The organism is Enterococcus sp. MSG3299 (assembly GCF_050555765.1).
GTDB classification, from domain to species: Bacteria; Bacillota; Bacilli; order Lactobacillales; family Enterococcaceae; genus Enterococcus; species Enterococcus faecalis.
Window position 1 is genome coordinate 2,000,195 of sequence record NZ_CP187869.1, and the last position, 19,869, is coordinate 2,020,063.

Genomic DNA, 19,869 nt, shown 5'->3' on the forward strand with positions numbered 1-19,869 from the left:
CTTCTTTCTTCTTTCTTTAACGACCACTTCTGGTACGAACCGTTTCTTGTTGGTAACGCATGGACATAATTAAGCCCACCCCAATCATGTTACCTAAAATGGAAGAACCACCTTGACTAATAAACGGTAATGGAATCCCAGTTAATGGTAGTAAACCAATATTCGCTCCAATGTTTTCAAAAACATGGAACAAAATCATCATGATAATTCCTGTGGCAATGTAGGCATAGAATTCATTATTTGTATCAAAACAAACGCGAATCATGCGGTAGATCAAAATAAAATACAACAAAATAATGAAACAGCCACCAATAAAGCCAAAGTTTTCACCAACAACTGTAAAAATCATATCTGACTCACGAACAGGGACATACACATCACTCACGTTAAAGCCTTTTCCGAAAAGGCCCCCAGAACCAATTGCTGTTAATGCTAGCGCTGGTTGGAATGAGCGATCTGGATCTGTATGGAAAGGATTTAGCCATAAATCAATCCGATCAAATTGATAAGCTTTAATGCCAATTTTAGACAATAAGTCTCTTCCTGTTTCTGTTGTTACCAAGTAGATGGTTCCAGCCCCGACTAGAGCAGCTATGATAAAGGCGGGCACAATAATTTTCCAAGTAATGCCAGACATTAAGAAAACTCCCCCAAAAATGGCTAAGAAAACTAACATCGTCCCGAAGTCTTTTTGTAAAAGGACTAAAACAATTACCGGAATCGCGACTAATAGCATTTTAGCGATTAGCCAAAAGTCGCTTTTGAGTGTTCGGTCCACATATTTAGCATTATGCATGGTCACTATATAGGCCAACATCAAAATAAACGCAATCTTCATCAATTCCGATGGTTGGAATGTGGTGCCACCAAAGCGAATCCAGTTTTTAGAACCTGTTTGCTCTGCTAGCACGGGGTCATAGAATTTCAGTAGTAACCCCATTAATACTAATCCAAGTGCATAAAAAACGGGCGTTAACCGCCAGAGTAATTTTGAGCTAAAATGCATAATAATGACAATACTTAATCCTCCGACTAAATACCACAGTCCTTGTTTCATTAACAAGCTACCAATTTTAGGTTTGCTTGGATCATTGTAAAGCGCTACGTAAAGCGATAGCATACCAATTAGTGATAAAAGAAAAACTGGTAATATCACGCCGTAATCAATTCGACTATCTAAATTTGTTTTCTCTTTTCTATTCATTCGTCATCCCTTTTCCTTTGTTCATACGTTTTTTATTATATCTTTCTCACAGAAGAAAAGAAAGGAATTCTACTATATTTGAGAAAAACTTTAGAGAATTGGTCCTTCACTAGCAATTTTTTCTTTTTCTTCAATCCTATTTGGCTTTTATTTAAAATTTTTTACATCAGTGATAATGAGAAAGTTTACTATAATCATTCAGTAACAAAAAACAGTCGCAACTAAAACACGTTGCGACTGTTTTTATTCGCTTTTTCTTTGTTTCGTTTGTTGTAGCTCTTTATTAATTCGGACAATTTCGTTGCCAAAATTTTGCCAGTCACTGGCTCGCGGGGGCGCTAACCAAATTAAACATTTTACTGAAAATAACGTTTTTGGTAAATAATCCGAAACTACTAAATCAGTATCTGGTCGAATCGCTGAATGAAAGTGAATGCTGAAAGATTCGAATATTTTGATTTGTTCTTTGATAAACTGAGTATATTTTTCTCCTTGCGTAAAATTCACATAAAGATTGATCGTGCTTTTTTCATTCCTTTGGTCATAAAGACGGGATAACACTAATAGCAAATCAAAAAATAAAGAAAGCTTACTAAACTCAAACGCCGAGCAATCCAACGCAAATAAAAACTGACGACAGCTATTAAAAACAATTGGGTAGCGTTCCTGAAAAAATTCTAAATCCATAATTCGTAAGGTGATATCGATGAACGGCGTAATAAAACGATGTTGATAAATAATCGGAACAATTTCTTGATAAAATTCTTCGTCCAAAATTGTAAACGGCATATAAGAAAAGAATAATGTTTTCGTAGCCGTAATTGCCTCATTGTGAGAACTCAGCAAATGTTCCGAAATAAGTTCACTTTGATAGACCGATAAATTGCCGATAATTCCTTGAATTTCTGCGTTTTTCTCTGCATGAGTCGCCTTCATCACTTCGTTGATCCAACTTTGAATTTCTTGATAAATCGAACTTTCTTCATCAAAAGCGAATGGATTTTCTTCTTGGGATAAAAAATAATTAGCTTTTCTCTGCGTTCGTTCTAACGCCACCAATACATAATGTTTAAATAAATGAAAATTAGTGATATTTTCATAAGAGCCTTTCAATTGAGCCAATAATTGGTTCACTGCGCGAAGATCTGTTTGATTATATAATTCTTCAGAATCTTTGTAAATTCGGTAATAGAGCATAGTAAAATATTGTCTAATCGCCATTTCATTGCCGCTAAGTTGTAAATTTTTGGATAACTTAATACCGTATTGACCTAATTCTTTCCGGATATGGTCAACAATTTTGTATACAACCGTTCGACTCATCCCGTGCTTTTCGCCATATTTTTTGATTGAGGTAAACTGATGAAAGAAAATCGTTTTTAATAGATTAAATTCTAACGAGTCTTTTAAATAATATTCTTCAATAATACTTGAAGAAATACGAAGGCTTTGAGATAACAAAATTTCATTATTTTTTTCACTGATTTCCATCTCATTAATCAGACCAAAGCGTTGCAAATCTGCATTGATTTCTGTTATGTTCCGTTCTAGCAAATAAGGAGAAATAGCTAATTGCTTACATAAACGATCTTTTCGTTCAGAAAATGAATATTGTTGCTCTAACTTTCTAATAATCGCTAATTTTAAATTTTCCCGATCATCTAATAACAAGAATTCCATTTAAACTCTCCTTGTTCCATACAAAAGTGAGCCTGACAGGAAGCTTAAAGTGGTGCCAAATTGAGAGGACCCACTTGCCGCTCCTCCAGTAATTTCCACTGGGGCTATCGTATCTATTTTTTTCAACAACTCATCATTTAACAGCACTTTTTTATTTACTCGTTCCTGTTCAATTTTATTTTTCTTTTTCTCCTGTTTTGTTTGTTGCTCCTTGTCCTGTCTCGAGGCAATAATTGGTCTTTCTGGGCCAATCATTGCTTGACTATAAGGAAGCTCTGCAAGCATATTCCCCTCTGCAGCAAAATTAGTAGGGTTGACATACACCTTCGCAATAGAAAGGTATGACTCGTAACGGAAGGTTACAAAATAAAGTCCTACTTTTTGAGTATTTACATTATTTTCTATAATTACATTTTCTAAATTTAAAGGGCGACCCTCTTTATCTTTTAGAAAAACGACATTGTCTAAGGGTGACCATGCTTGATTAACTCCTAAAAACGTGTCTTTTAATTTAAGTTCCGTTTGATTTTCTTTGACCGTAATGGTTGCTGTTTCAATTTTGCCATCCACTTCATAAGTCACGGTGTATTTGCCTGGTGTTGTCGCTTCGTTTGCATAGCTATTCACTGAAGCAATCAACATTCCTGAAGAAAGAAATAAGGCTGTGCCGATACTACCATAATAAATAGTTCGCTGGTTCATCTCGTTTATTATTCCTCCAAACTATTTCATAAAAATAACTATCTTAACAGAAAAACCTGCTAATAGGTGTTCTTAAAATAAAAGTCACTTGTAAAACTTCCTATTTTCCAAGGAAACAGCTACCCTCATTCATGCACTTATTCATCTTTTAAGCGTGGAACAAAAGTTACTTTAAACTTTTGCCCCACGCTCATTTAATTATTTTCGTTTCTTCTTGATGACTATACCACTAATAATCACAATAAGTAACACAACAAGTCCTAGCACACGATATAGACCATTAGTTTGTTCTCCCGTTTTTGGATAACGTCCTTGCTTGTCAGGTTTCACAATATGTGTGACATACTGACTACTTTTTATCGTGGTTTGATTCGGTGAGGAACTAGTCTGGTTGTTCTCATTTTTATCTGGTAGTGGTGTAGGATTACGATCAATCACATGAACAGTTGCTACTGTCGTTAATTGACGAGGTGTTTCGTTTGAAAATATTGAGAAAAGTCGTGACTGCACAGCTGGTTTGGTTTCATTAACTGGCTCAGTGGTATAGGAAATCTGGTACTCTCCTGTTTTCTTTGTATCAACTTCCCCTTTTACTTGAACCTTATCAAAGGATATAGCATGACCATCACGATCTGTCGCTGAAACGAAATTATCTTCTGGTTTCCAAGAATCACCAACATAAATCGTTGTATCTTTAACCTCTAACTTAGATTGGTCGGGTTTGACAGTCACATTAGCTGTTTCTTCTTTACCTTCGTAACTGTATACGATTGGATAAACGCCTGCTTTGCTAGTATCAACTTGACCTGAAACAGTGATTTTTTCGAAGGGAACGTCTTGACCTGTTTTATCTGTCGCTGAAACAAAGTTCTCTTCTGGTTTCCATGAATCACCCACATAAATCGTTGAATCTTTGACTTGTAAGCGACTGTCATCACGAACATGAACGATTGCTTTCGCTTCTTTTGTGCCATTTTTATAGACAATTTCATAATCGCCTATTTTATCGACATTCACTGTTCCCTGAACGTCAATTTTTTCAAAAGGAACGTCTTGACCTGTTTTATCTGTTGCTGAAACGAAATTATCTTCTGGTTCCCATTTATCACCCACATAAATCGTTGAATCTTTGACCTCTAACTTAGATTGGTCGGGTTTGACGGTCACATGGGCTGTTTCTTCTTTACCTTCGTAACTGTATACGATTGGATAAACGCCTGCTTTGGTGTTATCAACTTGACCTGAAACAGTGATTTTTTCGAATGGGACGTCTTGACCTGTTTTATCTGTCGCTGAAACAAAGTTCTCTTCCGGTTTCCATGAATCACCCACATAAATCATTGAATCTTTGACTTGTAAACGACTGTGATCAATTGTTTTCGTTAATGGAATTTTTAGTTGGTTGTCTCCTTTGACCAGCTTAATGGCTTTGCCTGTCAAATACTCTTCATCCACGGAATATTCCTGCGGTACATTCGTTACTCGCAAAGTATAATCACCTGTCATGATGGCATCAAAGGAGTATTGACCTTTTTCATCTGTTGTAAATTCGGTTGCTGTATGCGTGACATTATCAATTAGTTCAAAAGAAACCTTCGCAATTGCTTGGTTTTCATCCTCTATGTTATGCGTATAGAATGTGGCAGTTGCTAAATAAACAATACCTTCCGCATCGCCTTCTGAGAATTTCAATGTGATTGGTGCAGTGGTGACTTTTTTCTTGTTAGCAGACATCTGGTCCAATGTTTCAGAGTCGATTGTTGTTTCTGTATAGATTTGGCCAGCGTTTGCAGAGACAGTATTGTATTCAATCGTAATGTTTTCTGTCAATGTATAGTCTTTAAAAATGACTTTCGCACCGTTTGTAGTCTTCTCTAATGAATAAGCATCTTCTGGCACACCTTTCACGGTAATAGAATTCAAATCGATTTGAGCATTGGTTGTGCCTTTTGGTGTTAATTCAATCGTTGGATTTTTCACACGATGTGTTTTATTATCAATATTTTTTGTTGTTACTGTCGTTTTTGTTACATTTTTTAATGTTGGATTCGCCGCTTGTGTTGCACTCAAAATGTCTAACGCTTCATTTTGAACAGAAACCGAAGCAGACCCTTCATTATTATTCGATTGTGGTTCTTTAGCTATCCCTGTTATAGAAAGAGTTGGCACGTCGATCCAGCCATTGGCGTTTTTATACTCAATAATGTAACGTTTGTTGGTTTTTCCAAAATCAAACGTGTAACTATTGGTATTTTCGTCAAAAGTAATCGTTGGATATCCAGGGCTGTTTGGCGTCATTGGTTTATCAAAGTATTGACCGCGGTCCCAGTATTGTGGATAAATTGAATCTACCTGATCGTTTGAAACATCATAAATGTCAAAAAGAACATCGGCGCCAGCTGGAATTTTGGTACGGACGCTTAGTGAGTCAAAAGAATCATTTCGTGCATTGACAAGGAATTGATTTTTACTACTTTGAAGTGTTCGTTCAGAACCACGCTTACTATTAGTAGTTACTGTCGTGTCAACTGGAGTTAAACCTTCAGCACTCATTGTTATCGGTATCGTATCGACTGGAATACTTTTATCTTTTGGCAAACTATCTGGCACATAATTAAAACCTATTGGAATTTGGATTTCATTGGTTATTGGCGTAGTGAACTTAATAACTGAGCCATCTGACGTTGGCGTTACTGTATAATCCGTTCCTAACTTGTAATAAAAATAAATTTCTTTTGTAGCTCGTAATGAAAGATAGTTAGGATGCTTTACTTTAATTTCTAAATTTTGAATCGGTGTCTCTTTGCTTCCCATAACTGAGACAGTTGTTCTTGATGAATAGGCACCATTTTGATCATAATTACCCCAAGCAGTTTCAGCATTCAAAGGATTAACAACACTAATTGGTTCAATATATTGATCAGATACTAATTGAATGGCTTTATTGGGACCAATTACAGGTGTACTTAATGATAGATTGATATCTTTCTTGTCAAAATCCATTGTTAAATCAGAAATATTTATTCTTAAATAGCTATCTTTTGTGGCCGTTAAAGTGAGCTTGCCACCTTCAGTTTTAATATCAAAATAGTCTTCCAATTTTACATTTTCATATAAAGGACCATACGCCGTAAATTTAGGATTCTTAATTTCTTGACCGTTTGTACTCTCTAATACGATTTGTTGACCCACTTTTGTTTCTGTTAATGTGCCATAAATTGTTACATAATATTTCCCTTTGCTTTGAAAACTGATATAGGACATACTACGCATTTCACGATCAGCAATTACTTTACTTGTTTGACTCGTCTTAGCAGTAAAATCGGTTGTTTGTTTAGTTCCTGTCGTACTTTTCAAAGAAATTGACCCAATTTTTGTTGTTGGGTACTGCTGCGAATATAAGTAGTTATAGTCCGAAGCACTCTCTAAATAAATTGTTCGATTAATCGATAAAGAATAGGCTTTTTGTTGATTCATGTTTGGAACAGTTACAGCAATCCGCCCTAGTGAATTATCGATTAATGTATAATCTTTGCCAGGTGTTAACAGGGTTTGCGTTTCTGGTAAAATTTGACCATTAATGTCGACATCGTAACTGAAAACTTGAGGTTCCAAGTTATCTTGTTTTCCAAAGACAGCGCCTGGCGTCTCTGTTGTTAATAATTCTAATGTTTGATTGCCAGTTAACGTCCGGTCTAAATTATAAAAAATTTCGCCATCTAACCCTGTCGTTCTGGTTCGTTCGTTATATTGAATTGGTTCTACTTGTTCATATAAATCAAACGAGTAGGTTTTTTTATTTTTTCCTGGAGTTTCAATTTTAATTAATGGTTCCGCCTCTGTTGTTAGATAACTTTTTAGTTCTACTTTAAAGGAGGTATCCGAAACTCGCTGATTAAACGTAATACTTAATGTTTTGGTTGCCGCATCGACTGCCCAAGTTGCGCCAATGCCCGTCACATCTCCGCTAACAGTTGAATAACCTAAATGTTCTGGTAATTGAACTGTATAAACTGATCCAGGTGCATAACCTGTGTTTCCAACAGCAAATTGGAACGTAGCGGTTACCGGTGTTGTATTTAATTCGCGGTGAACCTCTGTTTGGCTGTATTCTGTTCCACCAATCGGCGCAAGACTCATACTGTCAAGTAGTTCATCTGTAATTGGCGCTTGAACATCTGGTAGGGATTTTTCATTAAGTGAGGTGTCCTTGTCCTCCGTTGTTTGTTGTTCAGATGGTGTAGCAGCATCACTGGAAGCTGTTGTGCTCGCCTCTGTGGTTTGCGATTCAGTTGTTGCAGTTGGTTGATTCATTTCTGAAGTATTCGTTGTTTCTAAAGGTAAAGATGGTGTTGAGTTCGATAACTCTGCCTCTTTTTTTGCTGTATCAGTGGTCTCTGTTTGTGCTTCTGTCGTTGTTACAGCATAGGCATTTACGGCAAACCCGAAATTTTGTGCGAGAAGTATACTCAACATCACAAAAGAAAAAGTTTTTTTCTTCATACTAATCCCCTTTCAATAAAATTCATATAACCTAATAATAGCTTGTTAAAAATGAAACAATTGATTAATTTTTTTTGAATCTTCGAAAAAAAAAAACAGCTTTTCATAAAAAAATACTTGGAAAATCAGCCACAATCACTGTTTTTCCAAGTATTTTTTTATGAATATTTGTAAATTATCGTTTCTTTTGGCGAAAAACGACCACGAAATAAACTGCAATAAACAATAACACTAAGAGCGAGTTACTATTTTTAATGAAAGTTAAAAATTGACTTGTTTGCATTGAAATGCCTTTGCCGCCAGTCAATTCTAATAAAAATTGTGTCGTGCCACCTTTGCCTACTACAGTGACTAACATAAGCGCCATCAAAATAAATTGATGGAATAAACTCCCTTTTGTTTGTGTTGTATATTTGATAAGGATGCGGCTATCTTTAGGCAAATCTGTCTCTTGATAATATCGCCTAGCTAAAAAGCTGTTCAATGTGCTTTTGAAAAAACTCAAGAGAAACAGGCCTAAAATAGTCCACGAGGTAAAAAGTAATATTCCCAAACTTCCCGCCAGACCAATCATTGGTATGTTGTTTGACCATTGTTTCGTTTTACTAGCTGCAATCATTGCAAAAATCATCCCTAAAACATAAGGTAAATAGAGATAGATGCCCATATGAGCTCTGCCATAAACCCCTGCAACATAAATGGAACCAAATAAAAATAAATAGTTCCCGACAATCCCGTTAATCAAGGTCGCAAGATTCATTTCTAATGATACTTTATATGCGCCCCGTTTGCCATAATGACTAACGAAAAGGACAGCCACCACAAAGAAACAGCAGGCGCCAACAATCGCATAATCAAATTCCACCGCATTCGTTAATAAGCGACCACTTCTTAATAAAAGTAATAACACAAAAAAGATAACAAACAGAATTAATTCTTTTCGTGAAACTTCTGCTGATTCTTCTTCTAGCTCGTTTAATGAAACAGGATAGCTCTTGATTGCTACTAAAGCAACCAGAAAATAGAGCGCGTACACCAATAACGCCAGTCCAATCTCAGTCGCTTTAAAAAATAAAGCGCCAAATAAAACAGCGGTCAATAAGACTGTCGTTAAAAGATTGCTATGACTGATTTTTTGACCTTCTTCTTTCAAGAAAAAGCGAATTGATTGATTACTTGGTGGCAACAACGCCCCACTAAGTCCTAACAACATTCCTGAAATACTATAAAGCGGGAAAGAAAAAGCGCCGGCGATCCCAATTAAGGAGCCTGCCAAGCCTAACAATAGAGAAATCTTTAGTAGACCTAGACTAGTCAAAGACAAATTAATTCCTCGAACCAGAAAAATGCCTGTCATACGCAATGTATAAAATAAGACAAATGGTAAAATTGTTAGAAGGTTGTGTCCATCACTCAATTGAATGTAAAGTAAATAAGGCACAACAATAATCGTATTACTTAGTAAACTTAATGCTGTATTACCAAGACTTTCAATTTTTTTATTCATTTTGACCTCTTCTTTTATCTTTCATTTTCTATTATTTTTAGGGTAGCATTGTTTACTTTTTTTGTCCATAAAATAACAGATGTAGCAATTTCCTAATGTCTATTTTCCACTGTTACGTATAATAGTTAATGACGACTGCTTGGACTTTCTCTGTTCCGTCATTTATATACGTGTGTACTTGATTAGCATCAAAATACATAGCAGCGTCTTTTGGAAGAAGGTATCTCTGACCGCCCACTTCAAGAGCTAATGCTCCTTGAATAACCATGACATATTCTGTCGAACGTTTTGAATGCCCAACAGCTTGATACTTTTTCCCTGGATCTAATTCAAACTGAAAGAGTTCAAAGTTTCTTTCCTGGTTGTCTGAGTAGTAATTAAAGACTCGATAGGATTGATCTTCAGAATGTTGTGTTACCGTCTCAGTTTTTTTTACCACGGGATTTTCTTTAACATAGTCATCTTCTAATAAATACGTATATGGAACATTGAGTCCATTACTTATTTTCCAAATTGTATTTATGGTAGGATTGGTGGTTCCTTTTTCAATCTGCGAAAGCATCCCTTTACTCACTCCGGTTATCCCAGCTAGTTCATCTAACGTAAGTTTTTTTTCTTGTCTAATTTTTTTTAAATTATTGCCAATAATTGTATTAATCTCCAAAATAGTTGCTCCTTCTGTTTCTTTTTATCATCCAAAAGTTTAATATATTGAACAAAAGTATTCTTTATTGTATTATACAATATATATCTTAGTTGTTCAAAAGGAGTGGTTAATAATGAAAACGCTCATTCGCTCGTTGTGTCTCATTATCGAAGGTCTAGATTTTCATACACACGTGTTTAAATTTTATACAGAAAGAGGGAAAAAAAGAGAATGAACCACCAATTAGATGCACGCACTGGCATACGTGAAGCCTTGCCAACGGTTTTTGGCTATATTGGTATTGGCATTGCTTTTGGTATCGTAGGACAAGCAGCAGGTTTTTCCCCTCTTATTGTTAGTGCGATGTCGTTTTTTATTTTTGCAGGATCTGCTCAGTTTGTAACAGTTAGTATGTTGACTGGTGGCAGCCCTATTTTATCCATTGTGTTAGCGACTTTCTTAGTAAATGCGCGTATGATTCTTATGGGAATGACCATTGCGCCTTACTTTAAAGCCGAATCTCTCGGTAAAAATCTCTGGTTGGGAACCTTACTGACGGATGAAAGTTTTGCACTAGGAATGAATAAATTAAACCACACCAAAGGACGTTTAAGTTTTGAGTGGTTTAATGCTGCCAATTTGATTTCCTATGCGACTTGGGTTTTTTCGACGATCATCGGTGCCTATCTAGGGCGCTTTATTGCAAATCCTCAAGCATTAGGTCTTGAGTTTGCGGTCGTGGCTATGTTCATTGGTTTACTCTATCTGCAGATAATTAGTGATCGTTCCATGAAAATTGCTTTACAACTCATCATGGTCCTGATTACTTTTGGGTTGATGTCTATTGGTCTAATTTTTATTCCCAGTAATTTAATTGTCTTAGTTGTCACGTTAATCGGTTGTGGAATAGGAGTGATGATAAAACATGCCTTCTTCTGAGTATCTCTTTTTAACAATTTTAGGCTGTACCGTTGCAACCTGGCTTTCAAGAATACTGCCATTTTTACTTTTAAAAAAAATCAGTCTGCCACAGAAATTATTAGAATATCTAAGTTTTGTTCCCATTGTGATTATGTCCGCCTTATGGTTTAGTAGCTTATTTGAACAAAGAATAGGGCATTTACCAAGCCTCAATCTTCCTTATTTATTCGCTTCATTTCCTACCATTTTAGCCGCAATACTTACTAAAAACTTATTGCTTATCGTACTGGTAGGCATTGCTTCATTTGCACTAATCCAAAATTTTATCTAAAAAAACAGACAGGCACTACCATCTGGTAGTGCCTGTCTGTTTTTTTAGATGCCAGCTGCAGGGATCGAACCTGTGACCTACGCGTTACGAGTGCGTTGCTCTACCAACTGAGCTAAGCTGGCCTGAAACAAATCTATTATAGGACTTTCTACTTTATTTGTAAAGTCTGTTTGTTATTTATTTATGCAAAATCTCTTTAAAATAAGCCAAATAGCGACTTTACAAACTTTTTTCTGAAAATGTGGTATAATAGAGATATCAAGAAAGGATGGTTTTTTGTATGTCAAATTTTAATGGTATGGTTACTCCTGTTGTTCCATCGGATGCTGGTAAGGATTTCGCCGTTGACACCCATGTTACTTTTCTTGTTCACGGACAGCCACAAACAGGCGTTGTTACGAAACAATTAAAAAATGCCGCTGTCGTCGAAATTGACGAAACGCAAAAAAACAATCACTTAATGGTGCACAGCAATGGTGTGATTGTTATTAATTACAAACAATTGAAAAAGATTTAATTCTTCAAGCGTGGGAAATTTCCCCCGCTCTTTTTTATGTACAGAATTGGAATACTTTCCAATTCGTCGGAAACTATAATGCTGTAATAAACGCAAAAAAACCAAAAATAATTCCGGGCACATTAGCAAAAATAATGGACTTATCTCGTGTTTCTCCATCGTCTCCATATAACCCATGAATCGTCCAAAAAATACAATTAATCATTGCCACTAATGGTTGCGTCGGATTGCCTTTTTCCCCATGTAAATTTCCATAAATTTGTGGAATATATGAAACATACATCAAAACTGACATCACACTAGCAATCACAGCGATAGCGTGTAAGACTTTTTTATTCTTTTTCATAGCTCCTCCTTTTTTTTTTTATTTTTTATTATACACCTAGAAAAGTTCTTTAAGCAAAAGAAAACCGTTAGTAACCATAATCGGTTACCTAACGGTTTTTTGTTATTATTTTGTTCCGAATAAACGGTCACCAGCATCCCCTAAACCAGGAACGATATAGCCGTCTTCGTTTAAGCGCTCATCTAAAGCTGCTGTATAAATATCTACATCTGGGTGCGCTTCTTGTAAAGCTTTCACACCTTCTGGAACGGCCACTAGACATACAAATTTAATGTTGCTAGCACCACGTTCTTTTAATGAATCGATGGCCATAATTGCGGAACCACCTGTTGCTAGCATTGGGTCAACAACAAATAATTGACGACTTGCAATGTCTTCAGGTAATTTCACGAAGTATTCATGTGGTTGCAATGTTTCTTCATCACGATAAAGTCCAACGTGTCCAACTTTCGCTGCTGGAATTAATTCTAAAATCCCATCAACCATGCCAATGCCGGCACGTAAAATAGGAATGATTGCTACTTTTTTCCCTGAAAGTGTTTTTTGTGTTGATTTACCCATCGGTGTTTCGATGACAACATCCTCTAAAGGCATATCCCGTGATACTTCATAAGCCATTAACATAGCAATTTCGTTGACAACTTCGCGGAAAACCTTTGTCCCACAGTTCTTTTCGCGAATCATTGTTAGTTTGTGTTGAATTAGCGGATGATCAATTACTTGAAATTTTCCCATATCTATTCTCCTTCATTATTTTATTCTTTCTTATTGTAAAACAAAAGAGCCTAGGACACAAGTTGAATTCCTTAAATCCTAAGCTCCGACTCTTATTTGTACAGAGAATCGCGCTTCAGCTATCCCTGATGTTAGTTATATAATGGATATTTTTTAGTTAGCGCTGCTACAGCTGCTTTGACTTCATCATGAACTGCTGTATTTTCTGGATCTTTTAAGACTTGAACGATTAATTTAGCAACTTCTACCGCATCTTCTTCTTTAAAACCACGTGAAGTAATCGCAGGCGTTCCAATACGGATACCACTTGTTTTAAATGGACTTAATTGTTCAAACGGAATTGAATTTTTATTGACAGTAATATTTACACTATCTAAAATAGCTTCTGCTTCTTTTCCATTTAAACCAAAACCTGTCACTTCAATCAGTAATAAGTGGTTATCTGTTGCCCCACTAATTAAACGAGCTTCTGGCGCTTGATTGAAAACTTTCGTCATCGCTTGCGCATTTGCAATCACTTGCTGACTATATTCAGCAAAACTTGGATCCAATGCTTCTTTAAAAGCTGCGGCTTTTCCGGCAATCACATGTTCCAATGGGCCACCTTGAATGCCTGGGAAAATACTACTATTTACTTTTTTCGCCAATTCTTCGCTATTTGTCAAAATTAAACCGCCACGAGGACCACGCAATGTTTTATGGGTCGTACTTGTTACGATATCAGCATACGGAACTGGATTTGGGTGCAACCCTGAAGCTACCAAGCCTGCAATATGCGCCATATCAACCATTAACTTGGCATCTACTTCATCAGCGATTTCACGGAAACGTTTGAAGTCAATCGTTCGTGAATACGCACTTGCGCCTGCAACGATTAGTTTTGGACGATGTTCTCTTGCTAAAATTCGCACAACATCGTAATCGATTACTTCTGTTGAAGGATCCACTCCATAACTGACAAAATTATAGGTTTTTCCACTAAAGTTAACGGGCGAACCATGTGTTAAGTGACCACCAGCTGATAAATCCATCCCCAAAATGGTATCACCTGGTTCAACCAATGAAAGGTATGCCGCTGTATTGGCTTGAGAACCTGAATGGGCTTGTACATTCGCGAATTTTGCACCAAATAATTCTTTGGCACGATCGATAGCTAAATTTTCTACGATATCGATAAATTCACAACCACCATAGTACCGTTTGCCCGGGTAACCTTCTGCGTATTTATTCGTTAAAATACTTCCTTGGGCAGCCATAACCGCTTTTGACACGACATTCTCAGATGCGATTAGTTCCAAGTTATTTTCTTGGCGCTCTTCTTCTCTTGCAATTGCATTCCATAAATCTGGGTCATACGTTTTGTAATCCATTCAAACAACACTCCATTTTGTTTTCTTTTGTCTGATTGTATCATACTTCTGTGTCAGCTTCGTTACAAATACCTCTTATTTTTCAAAAAATTTTTGATTGGCTGATTTTTTCAAGCGATTCATGTAAGCAGTACCTAAACCAGTTTCTGCAAATCCTTGTGCAAAAATCGTGGTAGCTCCTTGCTCATCTAACGCTCTTAACCCTGCAAATAGTTCTTTTGTGGCATTTTCAACCGTTTCTGCACCATAAGAATAAACAAACGCATTTTCTGTATCTAGTTGTGCTGCCTGTTCATCACTTAAAAATAAGCCGATTTTTTCCTGTTGTTCTTTTGCTTGCTGAATCGCCGCTTGCCATTCTGCTGTTTGACCGCTTATAATCCAAACTTCCGCATCAGGAGAATAGTGTTTGTATTTCATCCCTGGCGCTTTGGGTGCTGCAGTTTCACTAATCAAATGTGTATCGATTTTCACTTGAGGAATAATGCTTTCCAACTGCTCTTTGGTAATTGCTCCTGGTCGTAAAATAACTGGCACACCATCTTCCGCCGTTAAATCTAAGACCGTTGACTCCACCCCAATCTGCGTTGGGCCATCATCTAATATGGCAGCAATTTTCCCCTGCAAATCATGATAAACATGCTCTGCAGATGTTGGACTAGGCTTGCCAGAAGTGTTCGCACTTGGTCCAACCAACGGAACATTGGCTTGTTCAATCAAAGCTAAGGTCGCTTGGTTATCTGGCATACGAAAAGCGACTGTCTCTAAACCACCTGTTACTGTTTTAGAAAATGTATCGCTAGGCACATTAAAAATTAAAGTTAATGGTCCCGGCCAAAAGGCAGACACCAATTTTGTAGCGACTTCTGGTAAGGTCGCTACGTATTTTTTGACCATCTCAACGTTGTTCACATGAACAATCAATGGATTATCACTGGGTCGGCCTTTTACTTGGTAAACTTTTTTTACTGCCGCTTCATTTAAGGCATCGGCACCTAAGCCATAAACAGTTTCTGTTGGAAAAGCCACTAGCTCACCTGCTTGAATGGCTGCTGCTGCTTGGGCTATTTCTTGTTTGGTTAATTTTTTTGTTTCCATTGCAAATCGCTCCTTCTAGAAAAGTGGCGACGAAGAACCTTAGTTACTCGGCTATCGCGAGGCGATCGTTGCCAGATAAATCTTTTTCAATTTTAATTGTTTTTTGTGGATAGGCGGCGCTCAATAATTCTTGGAGGGCTGCGCCTTGTTGAAACCCTATTTCAAAATAAATTTTACCGTCTGCTTTAAGCATCGTTTGACTTTCATGAATTAATTGTTGGTATAAAGCCAAACCGTTATTTTCAGCGAATAAAGCGGTTTTAGGTTCATACGTTCGGACACTTGCATCCATTAAATGCCATTCTTGTTCACTAATATAGGGCGGATTAGAAATAAGCAGATCGATTTTTTCAGAAGCAACTGGCTGTAAGCCATTCCCATGATAAAATTCGATGTCAGCACCTAATACTTGCGCGTTTTGTTTAGCGACAGTCAACGCTTCCTCTGAAAGATCAATGGCAATAACTCGCCAGTTGGGCCGTGCCAGTTTCAAGCTAATCGCAATGGCACCTGTCCCTGTTCCGACATCCACGACCGTCAAAGGAGTATCTGGATTGGCTTTTAAGCAACGCTCGACTAATTCTTCTGTTTCTGGCCTAGGAATCAAAGTATGTTCATTAACAATAAAGGAATGTCCATAAAATTCAGCTTGTCCTAGTAAATATTGTGCTGGGTAATCTGTCAATAATTGGGCTAAATCCGTTTTTAATTGTTCCTCTTCTTCTTTGGGCATTTCTTCTTGCATATGCAAGAGCCACTGCGTTTTATCCCAACCTTTACGTTCTAAAAAAACATAGTGAATAGCATAGCCTTCTTTGCCTTGCGCCTCTAAAAAAGAAGAAGCCCAGTTAAGGACTTCAAAGTAACGTTTAGCCATTTTGCATCTCTTCTAATTTCGATGTTTGATCATATAAGACTAATGCATCAATGATTTCATCTAATTTGCCAGCAAGAATCTGGTCTAGTTTTTGGATGGTTAAACCGATACGATGATCCGTTACTCGATTTTGCGGGAAGTTATACGTTCTGATTCGTTCTGAACGATCTCCGGTCCCCACCGCCGATTTACGGTTAGCATCATATTCACTTTGTGCTTCTTGTTGAATTTGGTCATACACACGAGCACGCAAAACTTTCATTGCTTTTTCACGGTTTTTTAGCTGTGAACGTTCATCTTGCATTGCGACCACGATTCCTGTTGGTAAATGGGTTAAACGAACAGCCGAAGCGGTTTTATTGACGTGCTGTCCACCAGCGCCACTTGCATGATAAATATCGACACGGATATCTTTATCAGCTAATTCGATTTCGACTTCTTCCGCTTCCGGCATAACTACAACGGTTGCTGTCGATGTATGAATCCGTCCTTGTGATTCTGTTGAAGGAACTCGTTGCACGCGGTGAGCGCCACTTTCGTATTTTAATTTTGAAAAGACGTTATCTCCTGAAATCATCATAATTACTTCTTTATATCCACCGATTCCAGTGACGTTCGCTTCTAAAACTTCCGCTTTCCACCCTTGTGCTTCTGCATATTTTTGGTACATATTAAATAAGTCGCCAGCAAAAAGTGCGGCTTCATCGCCACCGGCTGCACCACGGATTTCCATGATGATATTTTTATCATCATTTGGATCTTTTGGTAATAATAAAATTTTAATGCGGTCTTCTAACACTTCTTTTTCTTTTTTCAAATCAGAAAGTTCTTCTTTCGCCATTTCGGCCATTTCCGCATCTAAGTTTTCACTTAAAAGTTCTTCGGCATCGCTAATCCCTTCAACAACTTGTTTATATCGGCGATAAACCTCAACCGTCTCACGTGTATTAGCTTCTTCTTTCGATAATTCCATGAAACGTTTTGTATCGCTAATGACTGCTGGGTCACTTAATAATTCGCCCAATTCCTCATAGCGATCTTCAATAGATTGTAATTGATCGTACATAGTGTCTCTCCTTACTGTTCTTCATTCACTGTTTTTGGATGAAAATAATGTTTGCGACAAACAGGATAGTAGGCTTCATTCCCACCAATTTGGACTTGATCCCCTTCATAAACGGGTTTGCCATCAATATAGTGCAAGTTCATAGTTGCTTTTTTATGACAGAACCAGCAAATCGTTTTTAATTCTTCTAATTTGTCTGCATATAAAAGTAAATACTTTGAGCCTTCAAATAATTCATTTCTAAAATCATTCTTTAGCCCAAATGCCATTACTGGAATATCTAATTCGTCAACAATTCGTGCAAATTCAATGACATGATGCTTGTTTAAAAATTGACATTCATCGACTAATACGCAAAAAGGTTTGTAAGACAAATCATTAATCAAGTCAAAGACATTGGTTTCTTCAAAAATTGGAATAGCATCTCTGCGTAATCCGATGCGACTGGATACTTTCCCGACACCATCACGTGTATCTAGTCCACTGGTCATCAAAACAACTGGTTTGTCTTGTTCTTCGTAATTGTGTGCTACTTTTAAGATTTCAATGGTTTTACCACTATTCATTGCGCCATACTTGAAAAATAATTGAGCCATGTTCACTACACCTTTCCGTTAGTTCCTTACGTATTTTACTATATTTTCAGCAAAAAAGCAGTATTTTTAGCTAAAATGGTCGTGCATTTTTCTGAAAAAAACAGAATCTACGCCAAAGTCATTTTAGCAGGGCTATTTATACTCCAACTAATGATCCTGCTAGTATGCAATAAAAAAGCCCGAAATTGTAGTTATTTGACTACAATTTCAGACTTTTTAAACTAGTTATTTTTGAGCAGAGGCAAATTCTGCTGATTGCGTACCTGCTTGACGACCATAAATGATAATATCGGCGATGGCATTGCCTCCGATACGGTTTTGACCATGTAAGCCACCTGTTAATTCACCAGCAGCATATAGACCTTTAATTGGTGTGCCATCTTCACGTAAAACTTCTGTTTTCGTGTTGATTTTCACGCCACCCATTGTGTGGTGAATCCCTGGTGCAATTTTAATTGCGTAGTAAGGCGCTGTGCTTAGGTCAGCTTCCATGCCAGTTGTCCGGCCAAATTGTTTGTCATCTTTGGCATTAACATCTTGGTTCCAAGTATCAATCGTTGCTTTCAATGTATCGGCAGGCATGCCAATTTTTTCAGCTAATTCTTCAATCGTTTCACCTTTTTCCACGAAACCTTTTTGATCATAGAAATCAATGGCTTTTGCACGGTCGCGAACGCCTTGGTCAAAGACTAAATAAGCTGATTTTTCTGGTAAGGCATTGATTGCTGCAGAAACTTTGTCGCGTGTATCTAACTCATTAACAAAACGTTCTCCTTTTTGAGAAGCCAAGATTGCGCCTTCTCCACGAACTGCTTCACCAATTAAGAAAGCATCGCTTTGTTGAACAGTTGGGTGAATTTGAATTTCTTTCATATCCACTAACGCACCGCCAACTTTTTGAATCATTTGGATACCGTCACCTGTTGTTCCTTCTTGGTTCGTTGTAACATAGTTTTTCAATTCTGGTTTGTATTGTGTAATTAATTTTTCGTTGGCACCGAAACCACCTGTTGTGACAACGACTGCTTTTGCTTTAACTGTTTTTTCTTTATCATCTTTCATTTTCACTTTTACGCCATCAATTTGACCGTTTTCTTCAACTAAGTCTGTGACGTCAGCATCAACAAACAATGGAATTTTTTCTTCGCGAACGTTACGTACTAAACCGTCAACTAGATAGCCCCCAATTGCTGATCCGTCAGCAGGTCGGTGTGTACGTTTTTCGCTCATTCCACCTGTAATCGTTAAATTGCTCAATGTAATTCCTTTTGTATCTAACCAATCAATTGCTTCAGCTGAATGATCAACAAAATAACGTAGTAATTCTTGATCGTTGGTTCCTTTACCGCCTTTTAGTGTTTCTTCAAAGAATTTATCGTTGCTATCTTTAATGCCTTCTTTTTCTTGGAATTTTGTTTGTGAAGCATTCATTCCTGAAGACGATTTAATTGTATTCCCACCTGCAACAGGCATTTTTTCTAAAATAACTGGATTCATGCCAGCTTCTTTGGCTTGTAATGCAGCGGTCATCCCCGCACCACCTGAACCAACAATAACAACATCATAACTGTCTTTTAGTTCACTTGGATCTGTATAACCATTAGCAGAGGCACCAGATGTTGCTTCTGTTTTTTCAGAAGACGCTTTTGTTTTACCAGCGGCTTTTTCTTGATCGCTTGTACAACCTGTTGCTGCACCTAATAATAACCCTAGGGAAAGAACTCCCATTAACACTTTTTTCATTGTTTTCCCACCTTATAAACTATTGAT

17 protein-coding genes and 1 tRNA gene are annotated in these 19,869 nt (G+C 37.2%); 3 read left to right on the forward strand and 15 right to left on the reverse strand.

Translation table 11 applies throughout. The features are described from left to right. Positions 1–16: 16 nt before the first annotated feature. The 6 genes from IGL23_RS09715 to IGL23_RS09740 form a co-directional block, all read right to left on the reverse strand. Positions 17–1,204: an FtsW/RodA/SpoVE family cell cycle protein gene (locus IGL23_RS09715; RefSeq protein WP_033594469.1), complete on the reverse strand. Its 1,188-nt coding sequence runs from the start codon at positions 1,202–1,204 to the stop codon at positions 17–19. A 243-nt stretch (positions 1,205–1,447) separates the two neighbouring features. After that, positions 1,448–2,884: a helix-turn-helix domain-containing protein gene (locus IGL23_RS09720; RefSeq protein ID WP_033594468.1), complete on the reverse strand. Its 1,437-nt coding sequence runs from the start codon at positions 2,882–2,884 to the stop codon at positions 1,448–1,450. After that, positions 2,885–3,586, reverse strand: a complete 702-nt coding sequence (locus IGL23_RS09725; protein ID WP_002356634.1) for a bacterial Ig-like domain-containing protein — start codon at positions 3,584–3,586, stop codon at positions 2,885–2,887. A gap of 198 nt (positions 3,587–3,784) precedes the next feature. Further along, positions 3,785–8,089 carry a bacterial Ig-like domain-containing protein gene (locus IGL23_RS09730; RefSeq protein ID WP_033594466.1) on the reverse strand — a complete coding sequence of 1,435 codons (4,305 nt, stop codon included), beginning with the start codon at positions 8,087–8,089 and terminating at the stop codon, positions 3,785–3,787. Positions 8,090–8,264: 175 nt separating this feature from the next. Continuing rightward, positions 8,265–9,596 carry a hypothetical protein gene (locus IGL23_RS09735; protein ID WP_002391305.1) on the reverse strand — a complete coding sequence of 444 codons (1,332 nt, stop codon included), beginning with the start codon at positions 9,594–9,596 and terminating at the stop codon, positions 8,265–8,267. Positions 9,597–9,708: 112 nt separating this feature from the next. After that, on the reverse strand, positions 9,709–10,260 hold the full coding sequence (locus IGL23_RS09740) for a helix-turn-helix domain-containing protein (RefSeq protein WP_033594465.1): 552 nt from the start codon (positions 10,258–10,260) through the stop codon (positions 9,709–9,711). 213 nt (positions 10,261–10,473) lie between these two features. Between IGL23_RS09740 and IGL23_RS09745 the strand changes: the two genes are divergently transcribed. Beyond that, entirely contained in the window at positions 10,474–11,181 is a 708-nt protein-coding gene (locus tag IGL23_RS09745) for an AzlC family ABC transporter permease (protein ID WP_002356628.1), read from the forward strand. After that, positions 11,168–11,494 carry an AzlD domain-containing protein gene (locus IGL23_RS09750; protein ID WP_002362235.1) on the forward strand — a complete coding sequence of 109 codons (327 nt, stop codon included), beginning with the start codon at positions 11,168–11,170 and terminating at the stop codon, positions 11,492–11,494. Before IGL23_RS09745 ends, IGL23_RS09750 begins: the two co-directional genes overlap by 14 nt. Before the next feature lie 49 nt (positions 11,495–11,543). Here the strand turns inward: IGL23_RS09750 and IGL23_RS09755 are convergent. Next, positions 11,544–11,616, reverse strand: a tRNA-Thr gene (locus IGL23_RS09755). 158 nt (positions 11,617–11,774) lie between these two features. On the opposite strand from IGL23_RS09755, the gene IGL23_RS09760 reads away from it, so the two are divergent. Further along, positions 11,775–12,011 carry a hypothetical protein gene (locus tag IGL23_RS09760; protein WP_002381528.1) on the forward strand — a complete coding sequence of 79 codons (237 nt, stop codon included), beginning with the start codon at positions 11,775–11,777 and terminating at the stop codon, positions 12,009–12,011. Between the two features lie 73 nt (positions 12,012–12,084). Here the strand turns inward: IGL23_RS09760 and IGL23_RS09765 are convergent, their stop codons facing one another. The 8 genes from IGL23_RS09765 to IGL23_RS09800 form a co-directional block, all read right to left on the reverse strand. Next, on the reverse strand, positions 12,085–12,357 hold the full coding sequence (locus IGL23_RS09765) for a membrane protein (protein WP_002356625.1): 273 nt from the start codon (positions 12,355–12,357) through the stop codon (positions 12,085–12,087). Positions 12,358–12,462: 105 nt separating this feature from the next. Continuing rightward, positions 12,463–13,092, reverse strand: coding sequence for a uracil phosphoribosyltransferase (upp, locus tag IGL23_RS09770; protein ID WP_002356624.1), 630 nt, complete (start codon positions 13,090–13,092; stop codon positions 12,463–12,465). 131 nt (positions 13,093–13,223) lie between these two features. Beyond that, positions 13,224–14,462: a serine hydroxymethyltransferase gene (glyA, locus tag IGL23_RS09775; RefSeq protein WP_002356623.1), complete on the reverse strand. Its 1,239-nt coding sequence runs from the start codon at positions 14,460–14,462 to the stop codon at positions 13,224–13,226. A gap of 75 nt (positions 14,463–14,537) precedes the next feature. Continuing rightward, entirely contained in the window at positions 14,538–15,560 is a 1,023-nt protein-coding gene (locus IGL23_RS09780; RefSeq protein WP_002356622.1) for an L-threonylcarbamoyladenylate synthase, read from the reverse strand. A gap of 43 nt (positions 15,561–15,603) precedes the next feature. Next, positions 15,604–16,437 (reverse strand): peptide chain release factor N(5)-glutamine methyltransferase, encoded by an 834-nt coding sequence (gene prmC, locus IGL23_RS09785; protein ID WP_002368928.1) that lies wholly within the window; start codon positions 16,435–16,437, stop codon positions 15,604–15,606. Beyond that, positions 16,430–17,503, reverse strand: coding sequence for a peptide chain release factor 1 (gene prfA, locus IGL23_RS09790; protein WP_002356619.1), 1,074 nt, complete (start codon positions 17,501–17,503; stop codon positions 16,430–16,432). Before prfA ends, prmC begins: the two co-directional genes overlap by 8 nt. 11 nt (positions 17,504–17,514) lie before the next feature. After that, positions 17,515–18,099, reverse strand: coding sequence for a thymidine kinase (locus IGL23_RS09795; RefSeq protein ID WP_002356618.1), 585 nt, complete (start codon positions 18,097–18,099; stop codon positions 17,515–17,517). 225 nt (positions 18,100–18,324) lie between these two features. Then, on the reverse strand, positions 18,325–19,842 hold the full coding sequence (locus IGL23_RS09800; RefSeq protein WP_002356617.1) for a flavocytochrome c: 1,518 nt from the start codon (positions 19,840–19,842) through the stop codon (positions 18,325–18,327). Positions 19,843–19,869: the final 27 nt, after the last annotated feature.